Origin of the sequence: Serratia sp. FGI94, from assembly GCF_000330865.1 — a bacterium.
Lineage (GTDB): Bacteria > Pseudomonadota > Gammaproteobacteria > Enterobacterales > Enterobacteriaceae > Serratia_B > Serratia_B rubidaea.
The window spans coordinates 3,367,533-3,383,845 of sequence record NC_020064.1 but is presented as its reverse complement, the minus strand read 5'-3'; the positions used below and the strand labels follow the sequence as shown (position 1 = coordinate 3,383,845).

The following is a 16,313-nucleotide window of genomic DNA, read 5'->3' as shown; positions in this document are numbered from 1 at the left end:
GGGCAGCAGGCAGGCCCGGAGATGCCGCTGGTTGCGGCGCAGCCCGGTATCTGGGTTGCCGATCAGCTTTCACCGCATGGCAATGCCTATGCGGTGGCGCATTATATTGAACTGAACGGCGTGCTGGACCCAGAGTGCCTGCTGTGCGCCATCGGCCTCGGACTGTCCGAAGCCGATACCCTGCGCCTGCGCTTTGAAGAGCGCGACGGCGTACCGCTGCAGTGGCTGGACGCGGAGTTTGCCATCCACGCGGCGGAATATGTCGACTTTACCGATTCGGCAGACGCCGAAGCCGCGGCGACGGCGCTGATGGATATCGATCTTAACGGCGAACTGCGGGTGAGCAGCGGCAAACCGCTGTACCGCAACGTGCTGATGCGCGTGGCGGACGACCGCTGGTTTTGGTATCAGCGCTATCACCATCTGCTGGTTGACGGTTTCAGCTTTACCGCCATTACCCGGCGCGTCGCCCATATTTACAGCCGGCTGCGCCGCGGCGAAACGCCGGATCCGACGCCGTTCAGCGGCTTTGGTGAGGTGGTGGCCGAATATCAGGCCTATCAGCAGTCCGCCGGCCGGCAGCGCGACGCCGATTACTGGCGCGACAAGGCCGCCCAGCTGCCGCCGCCGGCGACCCTCAGCCCGCAGCCGCTGGCCGGGCAGGCGCCGACCACGCGCATTCACCGCCTGAGCCAGCACTGTTCGGCGGCCGATTTTGCGCCGCTGACGGCGCTGGGCCAGCCGCATCAGCTCAACGCCGCCGATATGGCGGTGGCGCTGCTGGCGCTGTGGGTGTCGCGCCTGAGCGGCCAGCCGCACTTCAGCGCCGGCTTTATCTTTATGCGCCGCACCGGTTCCGCCGCGCTGTGCGCCACCGGGCCGGTGATTAACGTTTTGCCGATGGCGATGCGGGTGGATCCGCAGGCGACGCTGACGGAGGTGGCGCTCACCCTCAGCCGCGAGCTGAAAAAGGTGCGCCGCCATCAGCGGTATGATGCCGAGCAGGTGCAGCGCGATCTGGGACGCATCGGCGATGCCGAGCCGCTGTACGGCACGGTGTTCAACTTCAAGATGTTTGATTACCAACTGGATTTTGACGGTATTACCGGCATTACGCACGATCTGGCTTCCGGCCCGGTGCGCGATCTGGAAATTGCGCTGTTTATCGGCGACGACGGCCGGCTGAAGGTGGAACTGTTGGCCAATGCCGAGCGTTATCAGCGTGATGAACTGGCGGCCCACCTGCAGCGCCTGCCGCTGTTGCTGAGCCAGTTCAGCGCCCGGCCGCAGTTGCCGGTGGGGGAGGCCGATATGCTGACCGCCGCCGACCATGCGCTGCTGGCGCGGGTCAATGATACCGAGCACCCGGTAGCGCCGCAGACGCTGAGCGGCCTGCTGGCGCAGCAGGCGCAGCGTACGCCGGACGCGCCGGCGCTGTCCGATGCGCATTTCCGCTTTAGCTACCGGGAAACCCGTGAACAGGTGAGCGCGCTGGCGCGTCAGTTGAGCGCACAAGGCGTACGGCCGGGCGATATCGTCGCCGTGGCGCTGCCGCGTTCGGTGTTCCTGTCGCTGGCGCTGATGGCGATAGTCGAAGCCGGCGCCGCCTATCTGCCGCTGGATACCGGCTATCCCGATGAGCGCCTGGCGATGATGCTGGAAGACGCTGCGCCGCGGCTGATTATCACCGAACCGTCGCAGCAGGCGCGTTTTGCCGGCCAGGGGGAGATCCTTTTGTACGATGCGCCGCTGGCCGCCGACCACGCCGCGCAGGTCGCGCTGACGGGGCCGACGCCGCATCATCCGGCCTACATTATTTTTACCTCCGGCTCCACCGGCCGGCCGAAGGGGGTGCTGGTCGGCCATCAGGCGATCGTCAACCGCCTGCTGTGGATGCAGAATCATTATCCGCTCAATGCGCAGGACGTGGTGCTGCAGAAGACGCCGTGCAGCTTCGACGTGTCAGTCTGGGAGTTCTTCTGGCCGCTGATGGTCGGCGCGCAGCTGGTGATGGCGCCGCCGGAAGCGCACCGCGACCCGCAGCAGCTGCAGCAGCTGATCGCCCGCCACCGCGTCACCACCCTGCACTTTGTACCCTCGATGCTGGCGGCGTTCGTCAGCGCGCTGGAGGGGCGGGAGGCGGTTGAGCAGTGCGGCAGCCTGCAGCGGGTGTTCTGCAGCGGCGAAGCGCTGCCGGCCGAGCTGTGCCGCCAGTGGCAGAGCCGCACCGCGGTGCCGTTGCATAACCTGTACGGCCCGACGGAGGCCGCGGTGGACGTGACCTGGCATCCGGCCTGGGGCGACGCCTTGGCGGCGGTGATCGGCGCCAACGTGCCGATTGGCCTGCCGGTATGGAATACCGGGCTGCGTATTCTGGATGCGCGTCTGCGCCCGGTGCCACCGGGCGTCGCCGGCGATCTGTATCTGACCGGCGTACAGCTGGCGCACGGTTATCTGGGGCGTCCGGAGCTGACCGCCAGCCGCTTTGTCGCCGACCCGTTCGGCGACGGTGGTCGCATGTACCGCACCGGCGATGTGGCGCGCTGGCTGCCCGACGGGACGGTGGAATATCTGGGGCGCAGCGACGATCAGCTGAAGATCCGCGGCCAGCGTATTGAACTGAGCGAGATCGACCACGCGCTGTTGTCGTTGCCGGGCGTACAGCAGGCGGTGACCCACGCGCTGGTGCTGACCGGGACGCCGGCGGATGCCGGCGGCGACGCACGTCAGCTGGTGGGTTATCTGGTGCCGCAGGCCGGGGTGACGCTGGATCCGGCAGCGCTGCGCGCCGCGCTGGCCGACCGTCTGCCGCCGCATATGGTGCCGGTCGCGCTGGTGGAAATGGCGGAGCTGCCGCTGAGCGCCAACGGTAAACTGGACCGCAAAGCCTTGCCGCAGCCGCAAAGCGGCACGCGCAGCGCCGGCCGAGAACCGCTGCCGGGGCTGGAAAGTGAGATTGCCGCGGTGTTCGCCCGTCTGCTGCAGCGTGAGCAGGTATTTGCCGACGACGACTTCTTCGCCCTGGGCGGCCATTCGCTGCTGGCGATGCGCCTGGCGGCGGAACTGCGCCGCGATCTGGGTAAGGCGGTATCGGTGGGGCAGGTGATGGTGGCGTCGAAGGTGGAGCAACTGGCGGCGCTGCTGGCGGAAGAGCGCACGCAGGAAGAGGCCGACCGCTGCGGTTTCGACAGCGTACTGCCGCTGCGCACCACCGACGGCCCGACGCTGTTCTGTCTGCACCCGGCCTCCGGTTTCTCCTGGCAGTTCAGCGTGTTGCCGCGCTATATCGATCAGAACTGGTCGCTGGTAGGCATTCAGTCGCCGCGGCCTGACGGCCCGCTGGCGCTGAGCGAGGATATGGATCAGGTGTGCGAGGCGCACCTGGCGACGGTATTGTCGGTACAGCCGCACGGCCCGTACCACTTTATCGGCTATTCGCTGGGCGGCACGCTGGCGCAGGGCATCGCTGCCCGACTGCAGGCGCGCGGTGAAGAGGTGGCGTTCCTCGGGCTGCTGGATACCTATCCGCCGGAAACGCAGAACTGGGACGTGATGCTGGACGATAACGTGCTGAAGGAAGTGCAGCGCGAGCGCGAGCAGTTCCTGGCGGTATCGGAAGATACGCTGGATCCGGCGTTGGGCGAGACCCGTACGGCGATGTTCGACAATATCGAGGCTAACTACGCCGATTCGGTGCGTTTGCTGTCCCGCACCCATACCGCCAATTTCCGCGGCCAGGCGACGCTGTTTGTCGCCAAGCGCACGCTGCAGGCGGGAATGGACGTGCAGCAGACCTGGGCGCAGTATGTCGATGCGCTGCAGGTGCATGAGCTGGACTGCGCGCACGTGGATATTGTGTCGCCGGCGTCGTTCAAGGTGCTGGGGCCGCTGCTGAACCGTATCTTGCGTACGCTGTAGGCGGGCAGGGGCGATGCCCCACGGGTGATGACGTATAAAAAAGGCGCGTAAGCGCCTTTTTATCGTTAACCGGCTGTCGTTGCCGCCAGATTAGATTAAAGGGCGCTCGGTCGGGCGGCAAACAGAGGTGTTTAAATCAGGAAAGCGGATCGCAAAATTTAGGGCTTACCCAACGGCACCACCAGCGGAGTATGCGACACCGGATCGTCAATGATCATGCATTTCAGGCCGTACACCTCCTCGATCAGCTGCGGCGTGACGATATCTTTCGGCGCGCCTTCGGCGATCACCTTCCCGCCGCGCATGGCGATCAGGTGGGTGGCGTAGCGGCAGGCGTGGTTCAGATCGTGCAGCACCACCACCAGCGTATGGCCGCGCTCGCGGTTCAGCTGGCGCATCAGCTCCAGCAGTTCGATCTGGTGGGTGATATCCAGCCAGGTGGTCGGCTCATCCAGCAGCAGCAGCGGCGTTTGCTGCGCCAGCACCATGGCGATCCAGACGCGCTGACGCTGTCCGCCGGAGAGCGTATCGACCGCCTGTTCCGCCAGCTCCGCCACGCCGGTGGCGCGCATGGCGTCTTCCACCGCCTGCTGATCCTCTTCCCGCCAGCGGCTGAACAGGCGCTGATGCGGATAGCGGCCGCGGGCTACCAGATCGAACACGGTAATGTCGCCGGGGGCGACCGACGTTTGCGGCAGCAGCCCGAGCTGGCGCGCCACCTCTTTGGTGGCATAGTCGCGGATGGGTTTGTCGTTCAGCCATACCTGCCCCTGCTGCGGCTGCATCAGGCGGCTGAGGGTGCGCAGCAGCGTCGACTTGCCACAGGCGTTGGGGCCGATAATGACCGTCAACTCGCCGTGGGGAATGGCGACGGACAGGTCGCTTGCCACGATTTTTTTGTCATAGCCCAGCGTCAGGTTTTCGGCGCGCAGCGGCGCGGACAGCGGCGTTACAGTATTCATTTTTTACGTGACTCACGAATTAATAGCCAAATCAGGTAAATGCCGCCCAGAGAAACGGTCAGTACGCCGACCGGCAGCTGATACGGCATAAACAGCCGCTGGGCGGCGACGTCGGCCGCCAGCAGCAGCAGGGCGCCGGTCAGCGCGGTCAGCAGCAGCACGTGGCGGTTGGCGCACAGGCGGCGGGCGATCTGCGGCGCCACCAGCGCGATAAAGGAGATTGGCCCGGCGACGGCGGTGGCCGCGGCGGTCAGCACCACGCCAAGCAGCAGCAACAGCATGCGCGAACGCTCAACCGAGACGCCCAGCGCGCAGGCGGCGTCGTCACCCATCTCCAGCAGACGCATGCGGCGCGACAGGCCGCACAGCAGCAGCGTTGCCAGCGCCACCGCCAGCAGCGCCGGCTGGCTTTTGGCCCAGGTGACGCCGTTCAGCGAGCCGGCGCTCCACAGGCCGGCGGTCATTGACGCCTCCAGCGACGCGCTGACGATCATCCAGGTATTGGCGCCCATCAGCAGCGCGCGCACCGCGATGCCGACGATGATCAGGCGGAAGGCCTCAACGCCGTTGCGCCAGGCCAGCAGATAAATCAGCAGCGCGGTTAGCAGGCCGCCGGCCAGCGCGCCGCTGGTGATGCCGAGGATGCCGCTGTTAAACAGCACCACGGCCACCAGCACGCCGCTGTAGGCGCCGGTATTGAAGCCGATAACGTCAGGGCTGCCCAGCGGGTTGCGCAGCAGCGACTGAAAGATCGCACCGCTGATGCCGAGCGCCGCGCCAATCAACAGCGCCATCACAACGCGCGGCAGACGCCACTGGGTCACGATTACCGCCAGATTGGCGGGTCCTTCGCCGCGCAGGGCGTCAATCACCTGTGCGGCGCTCAGTGACAGCGTGCCGGCGCCGAGGGCATAGACGGCCAGCGCGGCGCAGGCCGCGATCAGCAGCAGTACGGTCAGGGTGGCGCGCGACAGGCGGGCGGCGCGCTTCGGCGCGGACAAAACCTCGCTATGGCTGCTCATCCGCGGCTCCTTCTGAACATATGGCGCTGGCGCACCAGCGCAATCAGCACCGGTGCGCCGATCAGGGCGGTGACGATAGAGACGCGCAGTTCGCCCGGCACCAGAAAACGACCGATTAAATCGGCGCTGAGCAGCAGGATCGGCGTCAGCACCAGCGTCCAGGGTAAAATCCAGTGCAGCTCGGAGCCGGCCAGACGGCGGGCGATATGCGGCATCATCAGGCCGACGAAGGCGATGGGGCCGACGGCGGCGGTAGCGCCGCCGCACAGCAGGGTGATGGCCAGCAGGCCGAGCAGCTGGGTGCGTACGATGCCGGTGCCCAGCGCGGTGGCCAGATCGCTGCCCATGCTCAGGCTGTTGAGGGCCTTGGTCAGCCACAGGGCGATCAGCGTGCCGAGGAGTATCGGCAGCGCGACGGTGCGTACCACCTGCATATTTTGTATATCCAGCGAGCCGGCCTGCCAGAAGCGCAGCTGGTCGAACACCTGCGGGTTAAGCAGCGAAATCCCGGTGGTCATGCCGTCCAGCACCGCGCCCAGCGCCACGCCGGCCAGCGTCAGGCGCACCGGATTGAGCGTGCTGCGCCCGAGCGCGCCCACCAGCGCCACCAGCAGCGAGGCGCAGAGCGCGCCGCCAAAGGCAAACCACAGATACTGGTCGATGTCGCTGGCGCCGAACAGCGACATGCCCAGCACCACGGCGAAGCCGGCGCCGGCATTGACGCCGAGAATGCCCGGATCCGCCAGCGGGTTGCGCGACAGGATTTGCATCAGGGCGCCGGCCAGACCGAGCGCGATGCCGGCCAGCACGCCGATCAGCGTGCGCGGCAGGCGGGCGTCGGTGATGATCACGCAGTCAACGCCGCTGCACTGGCCGCTTAAAGCCTGCAGAACGGTGGATAAAGGGATGGATTGCGCACCCAGCGCCAGGCTGAGCGCCATGACCAGCAGCAGAATCAGTATGGCGAACAGCAGCGCATAAAGCCGGCGGCGAAAAGCGCGCGTAGTGCCTAAAAACAGAGCTTCCTGGTGCGCTGAAGCAGCGTGCGAGCAATTGTGTGTAAGCCGGAACATAACAGCCCATTATTCAATTGAATATTAATGATATTTATTATCATTATTGATTGTATTCATCTATGGTAGCATGAGTCGCTGCCCCATTGCAGTAGCAAGCGTGCAATTCCTTTTTAAAGTTGTGGTGATAAAAAAATGAGTAAGCCCTCGATTTTGCTTGATTTTGGTTTGCTGAAGACCAATCGGGCGTTCCGCGCCGTATTCTGCGCGCGCTTTATCTCTATTTTGGCGCTGGGACTGATGGCCATCGCCATTCCGGTGCAGATCCAGGCGCTGACCGGTTCGACGCTGCTGGTGGGTCTGGCGGTAACGCTGGCGGGCGGCGGCATGTTCGCCGGCCTGCTGATGGGCGGCGTCCTGGCCGATCGCTATGAGCGCCGCCGTCTGATCCTGTTTGCCCGCTCCACCTGCGGCGTCGGCTTTGTCGGCATGTGCCTCAACGCGGCGCTGCCGGAACCGTCGCTGACGGCGATTTACCTGCTGGCGGTGTGGGACGGCTTCTTTGGTGCGGTGGGCGTTACGGCGCTGCTGGCGGCGACGCCGGCGCTGGTCGGGCGTGAAAATATCGTGCAGGCCGGCGCCATCAGCATGCTGACGGTGCGCTTTGGTTCGATTCTATCGCCGGCGGCGGGCGGTCTGCTGATCGCGCACGCCGGGGTGGCGTGGAACTACGGGCTGGCGGCGCTCGGCACCTTGTTGACGCTGGTGCCGCTGCTGCGTCTGCCGCAGCTGCCGCCGCCGGAACAGCAGCGCGAGCACCCGCTGAAAGCGCTGGCCGGCGGTTTTGCCTTTCTGTTCCAGAACAAAGTGATCGGTATGGTGGCACTGATCGGCGCGCTGCTGACCATGGCCAGCGCGGTGCGCATCCTGTACCCGGCGCTGGCCGGCAACTGGGGCGTTGACGCGTCGCAACTGGGCTTTATGTATGCCGCCGTGCCGCTGGGCGCCGCCCTCGGCGCCTTCACCAGCGGCCGGGTGGCGCAGGTGGCGCGTCCGGGCTGGATGATGCTGTTGACCGCCATCGCCGCGTTTGTCGCCGTCGGCCTGTTTGGCCTGATGCCGTGGTACGGTCTGGCGCTGGCCTGTCTGGTGGCCTTCGGCTATCTGAGCGCGCTGAATTCTCTGCTGCAGTACGGGCTGATTCAGAACCTGACGCCGGATGCGTTCCTTGGCCGTATTAACGGCCTGTGGACCGCGCAAAACGTGGTGGGGGACGCGCTGGGCGCGCTGCTGCTGGGGGCGATGGGGGCGTTGATGCTGCCAGCGATGACCTCGACCGGTTTCGGCTTCGGCGCGGCGCTGCTGGGTGTGGTGCTGTTAGTGATGATGGGCAGTTTGCGGCAGGTTACGCGCAGCGAACCGGAGGCGACCCTCCAGCCCGCTGCGGCGCAGGCTAGCGGGAAGTAAAGCGTTTTTCCAACAGCGTCAGCAGGTTGCTGGCGCTGTAGTAATCCAGACGGAAGGTTCCGTTGCCGAGCGCATAAACCCGTTGGTTTTGCACCGCCGGCAGCTGCGCCAGGAATTTATTATTCATCAGACGCTGTACGTCGCTTTCGTCATTGGCGAACAGCAGCAGCGTCTGACCATTCAGCCCCGCCGCCAGACTCTCGCCCGACAGTTGAACAATATCTTCACGCGCCCCCTGGCTGGTGCTGGTGTGCAGGCTGGCCGGCGGTTGCGCCAGCGTGAAACCCAGCTGCTGCAGCATTTTTCCCTGTGAGGATTGGGCGGTCCACAGATTGGCGGCCTTGCCGTCCTGGCGGAACACCAGGGCGGAAACCGGCTGCGGCGGCAGCGTGATGCGCTGTTTCAGCGCCTGTTCGCGGGCGGCGAAGTCGGCGGTCAGTTTCTCGGCCCGGGCTTCGTGTCCGGTGGCGTAGCCCAGCTCCTTCGCCAGCTCCTGCCAGCTTTTATCGTCATAGTTGACCACCAGCACCGGCGCGATAACGGACAGCTGATCGTACAGCTGCAGCGCGGAGTCGCCGCCGGTGGCGGAGATAACGATCAGGTCCGGCGCTTCGCCGGCAATGCTTTCGGCATTCGGCTCGCCGACGTACAGACGCTTCACCCCGCGCTGTGCGGCAATCTCTCCCCACTGGAGGAAGAAGCCCTGCTTATCGGTAAAGCGGCCGTTGGGGTTGGTGGCGCCGCTGGCGATCACCGGGGCGTCAATCGCCAGCAGGGTGCCGGTCAGGGTCACGCTGGTGGAGACGATGCGCGTCGGGGGCTGTTTGAGGGTAATGGGGCCGTGAGAGGTGTTAATCGTGCGGGGCCACTGTGGGGAAGCCGCCTGTGCCGCGGAGAGGGTTAACAGCGCCAGCCCCAAAAGCAGGATCTTCTTCATCCGGATAATCCTTGTCGGTGTCATTGACGAGTTCGCCTCGCCGTTAAATGCAGAAAGCTTAATGGTTATCATTTATCTAGAGAATACCACAATGTTTATACCATGATTATCAGAGTAAAGAAGTGTTTACGTTTATTGACATAGCGGGAGACGGAGGGTAATTTAGCGCCACGAAACACAAATGATAATCATTATTATATTGGTTATTATTGTCGAATAACAGAGGGCGTACCCATGGATACAGCCGTGAATGGTGCTCAGCAGAAGGCACCGCACGTGAAAGAGAACGAACAGGCGCACTTCGGCGTAGATCCGGCGTCAGGCTTCTTTTTCACATCTCCGTTTCGCAGTCTGACGACGCAAGGGTGCTTTGCCAATATCACCCTGCCGGCCGCCGGTGGCGATGATATCGACGGCGAGTTTCAGCAGGCCGTGCGCCATGCTTTTGACGAAGCACGGCGGGCCGGTATCAAAAAGCCGGTGCTGTGCGGTGCGATCCCGTTTGATAGCCGCCAGCCGTCGTCGCTGTTTATTCCGCAACACACCCAGTGGTTTGAGCGCGAAGCCTTTATGGCGGCGCAGCCGGCGGCCAATAACGATGGCCCGGAAATAGGCGTGCTGAATGAACTGCCGGCGCAGGCGCCCTTTATGCAGATGGTCAGCGATGCGGTGGCGGAGATGACCGACGGCGAGCTGGACAAGGTGGTGCTGTCGCGTCTGCTGGAGATCGAAACCCAGGAGCCGGTTGACCGTCAGGCGCTGATGGCGCGCATTATCGCGCAGAATCCGAACGGCTTTCATTTCCATGTTCCGCTGGCAGACGGGGCGCTGTTGGGCGCCAGCCCGGAACTGCTGCTGCGTAAATCCGGCGGGCAGTTCTGCTCCAACCCGCTGGCCGGCTCCGCCCGGCGCGACGCCGATCCGCAGCGCGACCGCGAAGTGAGCGAGAAGCTGCTGGCGTCGAGCAAAGATAACGTCGAACACGGCTATGTGACCGAAGGCATGCGTCAGGTGCTGACCGGCCGCTGCCGTTATCTGAATATTCCGCACGCCCCCGAGCTGCTGAGCACCAGCACGCTGTGGCATTTATCGACGCCGATCGACGGCGAAGTGGACTGCCGCCGGGAGAATGCGCTGTCGCTGGCCTGTCTGCTGCATCCGACGCCGGCGCTGTGCGGCACGCCGACGCTGAAGGCGCGCGATCTGATTGCCGAACTGGAGCCTTTCGACCGCGGCCTGTTCGGCGGCATCGTCGGCTGGTGCGACGCCGAAGGCAACGGCGAGTGGGTGGTCACCATCCGCTGTGGCACCGTACAGGGGCGTCAGGTGCGTCTGTTTGCTGGCGCCGGCATCGTTAAAGATTCTTCGCCGGAGTCCGAATGGCATGAAACCGGCACCAAGCTCAGCACCATTTTGCGTGCGTTTGGACTGAACCAAGGATAACAACACCATGAGTATTGCATTTACCCCGTGGCCGGCCGAGTTTGCCCAGCGTTACCGCGAACGCGGCTACTGGATTGATAAACCGCTGACCGATATTCTCGACCGCCAGGCGGACAGCGACGCGACCGCGCTGATCGATGCCGAGAATCGCCTGAGCTACCGCCAGCTGCATCAGCAGTCGGATCGTCTGGCCGCCGCGCTGCTGCGCCGCGGCATTCAGCCGGGAGAAACCGCCCTGGTGCAGTTGGGCAATGTGGTGGAGTTTTATGTCACCTTCTTCGCCCTGTTGAAAATTGGCGTGGCGCCGGTTAATGCGCTGTTCAGCCATCAGCGCAGCGAGCTGCACGCCTACGCCGAGCAAATCAAACCGGCGGTGCTGATTGCCGACGCTCAGCATGCGCTGTTCGGCAATGACGATTTTCTGGCGACCTTCCGGGCGCAGCATCCGTCGCTGCGCGTGGTGGCGCTGCGCAGCCACGCGCAGGGCGAGCAGTCGCTGGCGGCGATGCTGGCGGAAGAGAGCGGCGATTTCCGCGCGACGCCGTCCGCGGCCGATCGGGTGGCGTTCTTCCAGCTGTCTGGCGGCAGCACCGGCACGCCGAAACTGATCCCGCGTACCCACAATGATTACTACTACAGCATTCGCCGCAGCGTCGAGGTGTGCCGTTTTGACCGCGAGACGCGCTATCTGTGCGCGCTGCCGGTGGCGCACAACTACCCGATGAGCTCGCCGGGCGTGCTGGGCGTGTTTTATGCCGCCGGTCAGGTGGTGTTTGCCGCCGATCCGGACGCCGGCCAGTGCTTCAGACTGATTGAACAGCATCACATCAACGTCACCGCGCTGGTGCCGCCGGCGGTCACGCTGTGGCTGCAGGCGATTGAAGAGTGGGGCAGCAACGCGCCGCTCGCCAGCCTGCAGCTGCTGCAGGTCGGCGGCGCCAAGCTGGGTGAAAGCCTGGCGGCGCGCATTCCGGCGGAAATCGGCTGTCAGCTGCAGCAGGTGTTCGGCATGGCGGAAGGGTTGGTGAACTATACCCAGTTGGACGATGACGATCGCCATATCCTCACCACGCAGGGCTGCCCGATGTCGCCGGACGACGAAGTCTGGGTGGCCGATGACGACGGCAATCCGTTGCCGGCCGGCCAGGTCGGCCGTCTGATGACCCGCGGCCCGTACACCTTCCGTGGTTACTACCAGAGCCCGGCGCACAATGCCGACGCGTTCGACGCCGACGGTTTCTACTGCTCCGGCGATCTGATCCGCATGACTGAAGACGGCTATATCTGCGTGGAAGGGCGGCAAAAAGATCAGATCAACCGCGGCGGCGAGAAGATCGCGGCGGAAGAGATCGAAAACCTGCTGCTGCGTCACGGCGCGGTGATTAACGCCGCGCTGGTTTCCATGCCGGATGCGCTGATGGGTGAAAAGAGCTGCGCCTATTTTATCGCCGGCGAGACGTTAAAGCCGGTGGTGCTGCGTCGTCATCTGCGTGAGCAGGGCGTCGCCGAATTTAAATTGCCGGACCGCTTTGTGCAGGTGGAGAGCCTGCCGCTGACGGCGGTCGGTAAAGTTGATAAGAAACTGCTGCGCCAGCGCCTGCTGGAGGCGCAGCAAGCCACCCAGGTCCAGGGAGATTGAACGATGGCCATTCCTAAACTCAATGATTATGCGCTGCCGGCCGCGGCTGAATTACCGGCCAATAAGGTTAACTGGACGGTTGAGCCACAGCGCGCCGCGCTGCTGATTCACGATATGCAGCAGTATTTCCTTAACTTCTGGGGTGAAGACAGCCCGATGATCAACCAGGTGGTGGAGAATATCGCCAACCTGCGTCGTTACTGTAAGGCTCAGGGGATCCCGGTGTTTTATACCGCGCAGCCGAATCAGCAGAGCGATGAAGACCGGGCGCTGCTGAACGATATGTGGGGGCCGGGGCTGAACAAACATCCGGAGCAGCAGGCGGTGGTGGCCGCGCTGGCGCCGGAAGAGGATGACACCGTACTGGTGAAGTGGCGCTACAGCGCCTTCCACCGTTCGCCGCTGCAGGACATTCTGCAGGAAACCGGCCGCGACCAGCTGATTATCTGCGGCGTGTACGCGCATATCGGCTGCCTGACCACCGCGATCGATGCCTTTATGCGTAACATTCAGCCGTTTATGGTGGCGGATGGGCTGGCGGACTTCTCGCGCGACGAACACCTGATGGCGCTGCGCTATACCGCCGGCCGCTGCGGCCGCGTGGTCAGCACCGCCGAGCTGCTGCTGCAAAGTAACGGCATCGCCAGCAAAGAGGCGCTGCGGGCGCTGATCCTGCCGCTGCTGGATGAAGATAGCGAAGACATGGGCAACGACGAGAACCTGATTGATTACGGTCTGGATTCGGTACGCATCATGGAGCTGGCGACGCGCTGGCGTAAAATCCGCGGCGATATCGACTTTATCGCGCTGGCCAAGAACCCGACCATTGACAGCTGGTGGGCGCTGCTCGCCGGAGAGCAGGCCGGATGAGCCGCTGGGATTTTAGCGGCAAACGCGTATGGGTAACCGGGGCGGGTGCCGGTATCGGCTTGCAGACCGCGCGGCAGTTTGCCGCCGCGGGCGCCGAGGTGGTCGGTTTTGATCTGCGGTTCAGCGAGGCGGAATATCCATTCCACACCGAAGTGCTGGATATCGCAGACGCCGAGGCGGTAGAGCGCGTATGCACGCGGCTGCTGGCGCAACACGGCGAGCTGGACGTGCTGGTCAACGGCGCCGGCATTCTGCGTATGGGGCTGACTGACGCCACCAGCAGCGCCGACTGGATGGCCTGCCTAAACGTCAACGCCGGCGGGGCGTTCAATATGTTCCGTCACACGCTGCCGGTATTCCGCCGCCAGCGTCGCGGTGCGATCGTCAGCATCGCCTCCAACGCGGCGCACGTACCGCGCGTCGGCATGGCAGCCTACTGCGCTTCCAAAGCGGCGCTGCGCAGTCTGTGCCAGACGGTGGGGCTGGAAATGGCCGAATTCGGTGTGCGTTCGAACATGGTGTCGCCAGGCTCGACCAATACGCCGATGCAGCGCGGCATGTGGCAGGATGAAACCGGCGAGCAGAAAACTATCAACGGTTTCCCCGAACAGTTCAAGCTGGGGATTCCGCTGGGGAAAATCGCCCAGCCGCAGGAAATCAGCGATGCCATTTTGTTCCTGGCGTCGGATATGGCCAGCCATATCACCATGCAGGATATTGTGATTGACGGCGGAGCAACGCTGGCGGCCTGAGGCTTGCCCGGGTAGTGACGACCAGATAGCGGGGCGCGGCGCAGGCTGCGCCCTTTTTTGTCGTGGCGACAGCGAGGGCAGAGTCAGTAGGGCAGAATATCGTGCGGAGCGCACATGCGAAAAAAGCGCCAAAAGGCGCTTTTTTCTAATATGGTGGGTCGTGCAGGATTCGAACCTGCGACCAATTGATTAAAAGTCAACTGCTCTACCAACTGAGCTAACGACCCATAGAAGTGGTGGGTGATGACGGGCTCGAACCGCCGACCCCCTCCGTGTAAAGGAGATGCTCTACCAACTGAGCTAATCACCCACTTCGGGACTTCCAGGTACTGCTTGAGCATGAAAATGATGGTGGGTGATGACGGGCTCGAACCGCCGACCCCCTCCGTGTAAAGGAGATGCTCTACCAACTGAGCTAATCACCCTCATTTTTCTTACTGCTCTCAACAAGATGGTGGGCGATGACGGGCTCGAACCGCCGACCCCCTCCGTGTAAAGGAGATGCTCTACCAACTGAGCTAATCGCCCCGTCTTGTTGGAGTCGCATTATAGGGATAGTTCAAAGTGAGTCAACGCTTTTTAAAATGATTTCAATCGTTCGCCGCAAATTTAAGCAGGATGCGATATTTATCGCCAGCAACGCCGATTCTTTGCGCATAATAGGATGAAATAGGACGTCGGCAGGGTGAAATAACCTTGGTGAACGCCGCGTCGGCGTTGAGGAATTAACGCGTAGTGATACAATGTTGCCCACTTTTTCCAATTCCGAGCAATTGTCGACACCCGTCGACGCGACGTTGCGTAATAAGGCAGTGATCCCAATGAAAATCAAAACCCGTTTTGCACCTAGCCCAACCGGCTACCTGCACGTCGGCGGCGCCCGTACCGCGCTTTACTCCTGGTTGTTCAGCCGTCATGCCGGCGGTGAGTTCGTGCTGCGTATCGAAGATACCGATCTGGAGCGCTCCACCCAGGATGCTATCGATGCGATTATGGATGGTATGAACTGGTTGAATCTGGATTGGGACGAAGGCCCGTATTACCAGACCAAACGTTTTGATCGCTATAACGCCGTGATCGACCAGATGCTGGAGCAGGGCACCGCCTACCGCTGCTACTGTTCTAAAGAGCGCCTGGAAGCGCTGCGCGAAAAGCAGATGGAAAACGGCGAGAAGCCGCGTTATGACGGCCGCTGCCGCGACAGCCAGTGCAGCCATACGGCGGATGAGCCGCACGTGGTGCGCTTCCGCAACCCGCAGGAAGGCTCGGTGATCTTTAACGACCAGATCCGCGGCCCGATCGAATTCAGCAACCAGGAACTGGACGATCTGATTATCCGCCGCACCGACGGTTCGCCAACCTACAACTTCTGCGTGGTGGTGGACGACTGGGATATGGAGATCACCCACGTGATCCGCGGTGAAGACCATATCAACAACACCCCGCGTCAGATTAATATTCTGAAAGCGCTGGGCGCGCCGGTGCCGGAGTATGCGCACGTTTCAATGATCCTCGGCGATGACGGTAAAAAGCTGTCCAAACGTCACGGCGCGGTCGGCGTGATGCAGTATCGCGACGACGGCTATCTGCCGGAAGCGCTGCTCAACTATCTGGTGCGTCTGGGCTGGTCCCACGGCGACCAGGAGATCTTCTCTATCGACGAGATGAAGGAGTTCTTCACGCTGGACGCCATCAGCAAATCCGCCAGCGCCTTCAATACGGAAAAACTGCAGTGGCTGAATCACCACTACATTAACCATCTGCCGGCCGAACAGGTCGCGGTGCATCTGGCCTGGCACGTTGAGCAACTCGGGATTGAAACGCGCAACGGGCCGGAGCTGAAAGATATCGTCAAGCTGCTGGGCGAGCGCTGCAAAACGCTGAAAGAGATGGCGGCGGCCTGCCGTTACTTCTATGCAGACTTCAGCGAGTTTGACGCCGACGCGGCGAAGAAACACCTGCGTCCGGTAGCGCGTCAGCCGCTGGAGACCGTACGCGCCAAGCTGGCGGCCATCAGCGACTGGACGGCGGAAAACGTGCATGACGCTATTCAGGGCGCGGCGGACGAGCTGGGCGTCGGCATGGGCAAAGTAGGGATGCCGCTGCGCGTCGCCGTGACCGGCGCCGGTCAGTCGCCGAGCATGGACGTCACGGTGCAGGCAATTGGCCAGCAGCGTTCTCTGCAGCGTATCGATATGGCGCTGGCCTATATCGCCGAGCGTGAAGCGCAAGCCTGATTGTACAGCTGGAAGCATTAACAACCCCGGGAGCGCTCCCGGGGTTTTTTTTC

The 16,313-nt window shown here is 63.1% G+C and carries 11 protein-coding genes and 4 tRNA genes; 7 read left to right on the top strand and 8 right to left on the bottom strand.

Features of this window, described 5'->3' with window-relative positions; genetic code table 11:
- Window positions 1-21 precede the first annotated feature (21 nt).
- Window positions 22-3,918 (top strand): enterobactin synthase subunit F, encoded by a 3,897-nt coding sequence (locus D781_RS15455; protein ID WP_102024980.1) that lies wholly within the window; start codon window positions 22-24, stop codon window positions 3,916-3,918.
- Window positions 3,919-4,076: 158 nt separating this feature from the next.
- On the opposite strand, the gene D781_RS15450 is transcribed toward D781_RS15455, so the two are convergent.
- Genes D781_RS15450 through fepD form a run of 3 tightly spaced genes read right to left on the bottom strand, consistent with a single transcriptional unit; the run spans window position 4,077 to window position 6,975 of the window.
- On the bottom strand, window positions 4,077-4,880 hold the full coding sequence (locus D781_RS15450) for an ATP-binding cassette domain-containing protein (RefSeq protein ID WP_015673266.1): 804 nt from the start codon (window positions 4,878-4,880) through the stop codon (window positions 4,077-4,079).
- Window positions 4,877-5,902, bottom strand: a complete 1,026-nt coding sequence (gene fepG, locus D781_RS15445) for an iron-enterobactin ABC transporter permease (protein WP_015673265.1) — start codon at window positions 5,900-5,902, stop codon at window positions 4,877-4,879. The genes D781_RS15450 and fepG overlap by 4 nt, the downstream gene beginning before the upstream one ends.
- On the bottom strand, window positions 5,899-6,975 hold the full coding sequence (gene fepD / locus D781_RS15440) for a Fe(3+)-siderophore ABC transporter permease (RefSeq protein ID WP_015673264.1): 1,077 nt from the start codon (window positions 6,973-6,975) through the stop codon (window positions 5,899-5,901). Before fepD ends, fepG begins: the two co-directional genes overlap by 4 nt.
- A gap of 135 nt (window positions 6,976-7,110) precedes the next feature.
- On the opposite strand from fepD, the gene entS reads away from it, so the two are divergent.
- The gene (entS, locus tag D781_RS15435) at window positions 7,111-8,382 is read left to right on the top strand and encodes an enterobactin transporter EntS (RefSeq protein WP_015673263.1); all 1,272 of its coding nucleotides are present in this window, start codon (window positions 7,111-7,113) and stop codon (window positions 8,380-8,382) included.
- Here entS and fepB read toward each other — a convergent pair.
- The gene (fepB, locus tag D781_RS15430; protein WP_015673262.1) at window positions 8,369-9,319 is read right to left on the bottom strand and encodes a Fe2+-enterobactin ABC transporter substrate-binding protein; all 951 of its coding nucleotides are present in this window, start codon (window positions 9,317-9,319) and stop codon (window positions 8,369-8,371) included. The genes entS and fepB overlap by 14 nt on opposite strands.
- Window positions 9,320-9,553: 234 nt before the next feature.
- Between fepB and D781_RS15425 the strand changes: the two genes are divergently transcribed.
- Genes D781_RS15425 through dhbA form a run of 4 tightly spaced genes read left to right on the top strand, consistent with a single transcriptional unit; the run spans window position 9,554 to window position 14,023 of the window.
- The gene (locus D781_RS15425) at window positions 9,554-10,762 is read left to right on the top strand and encodes an isochorismate synthase (protein WP_015673261.1); all 1,209 of its coding nucleotides are present in this window, start codon (window positions 9,554-9,556) and stop codon (window positions 10,760-10,762) included.
- Window positions 10,763-10,769: 7 nt separating this feature from the next.
- Window positions 10,770-12,401 carry a (2,3-dihydroxybenzoyl)adenylate synthase gene (locus D781_RS15420; protein WP_015673260.1) on the top strand — a complete coding sequence of 544 codons (1,632 nt, stop codon included), beginning with the start codon at window positions 10,770-10,772 and terminating at the stop codon, window positions 12,399-12,401.
- 3 nt (window positions 12,402-12,404) lie between these two features.
- Window positions 12,405-13,271, top strand: coding sequence for an isochorismatase family protein (locus D781_RS15415; RefSeq protein ID WP_015673259.1), 867 nt, complete (start codon window positions 12,405-12,407; stop codon window positions 13,269-13,271).
- Window positions 13,268-14,023, top strand: a complete 756-nt coding sequence (dhbA, locus tag D781_RS15410; RefSeq protein WP_015673258.1) for a 2,3-dihydro-2,3-dihydroxybenzoate dehydrogenase — start codon at window positions 13,268-13,270, stop codon at window positions 14,021-14,023. The genes D781_RS15415 and dhbA overlap by 4 nt, the downstream gene beginning before the upstream one ends.
- Before the next feature lie 151 nt (window positions 14,024-14,174).
- Here the strand turns inward: dhbA and D781_RS15405 are convergent.
- The 4 genes from D781_RS15405 to D781_RS15390 all read right to left on the bottom strand — a co-directional run bounded on the left by D781_RS15405 (window position 14,175) and on the right by D781_RS15390 (window position 14,551).
- Window positions 14,175-14,250 (bottom strand) — tRNA-Lys (locus D781_RS15405).
- 7 nt (window positions 14,251-14,257) lie between these two features.
- A tRNA-Val gene (locus tag D781_RS15400) sits at window positions 14,258-14,333 on the bottom strand.
- Window positions 14,334-14,372: 39 nt separating this feature from the next.
- A tRNA-Val gene (locus D781_RS15395) sits at window positions 14,373-14,448 on the bottom strand.
- A 27-nt stretch (window positions 14,449-14,475) separates the two neighbouring features.
- Window positions 14,476-14,551, bottom strand: a tRNA-Val gene (locus D781_RS15390).
- 293 nt (window positions 14,552-14,844) lie between these two features.
- Between D781_RS15390 and gltX the strand changes: the two genes are divergently transcribed.
- Entirely contained in the window at window positions 14,845-16,260 is a 1,416-nt protein-coding gene (gene gltX, locus D781_RS15385) for a glutamate--tRNA ligase (RefSeq protein WP_015673257.1), read from the top strand.
- Window positions 16,261-16,313 lie beyond the last annotated feature (53 nt).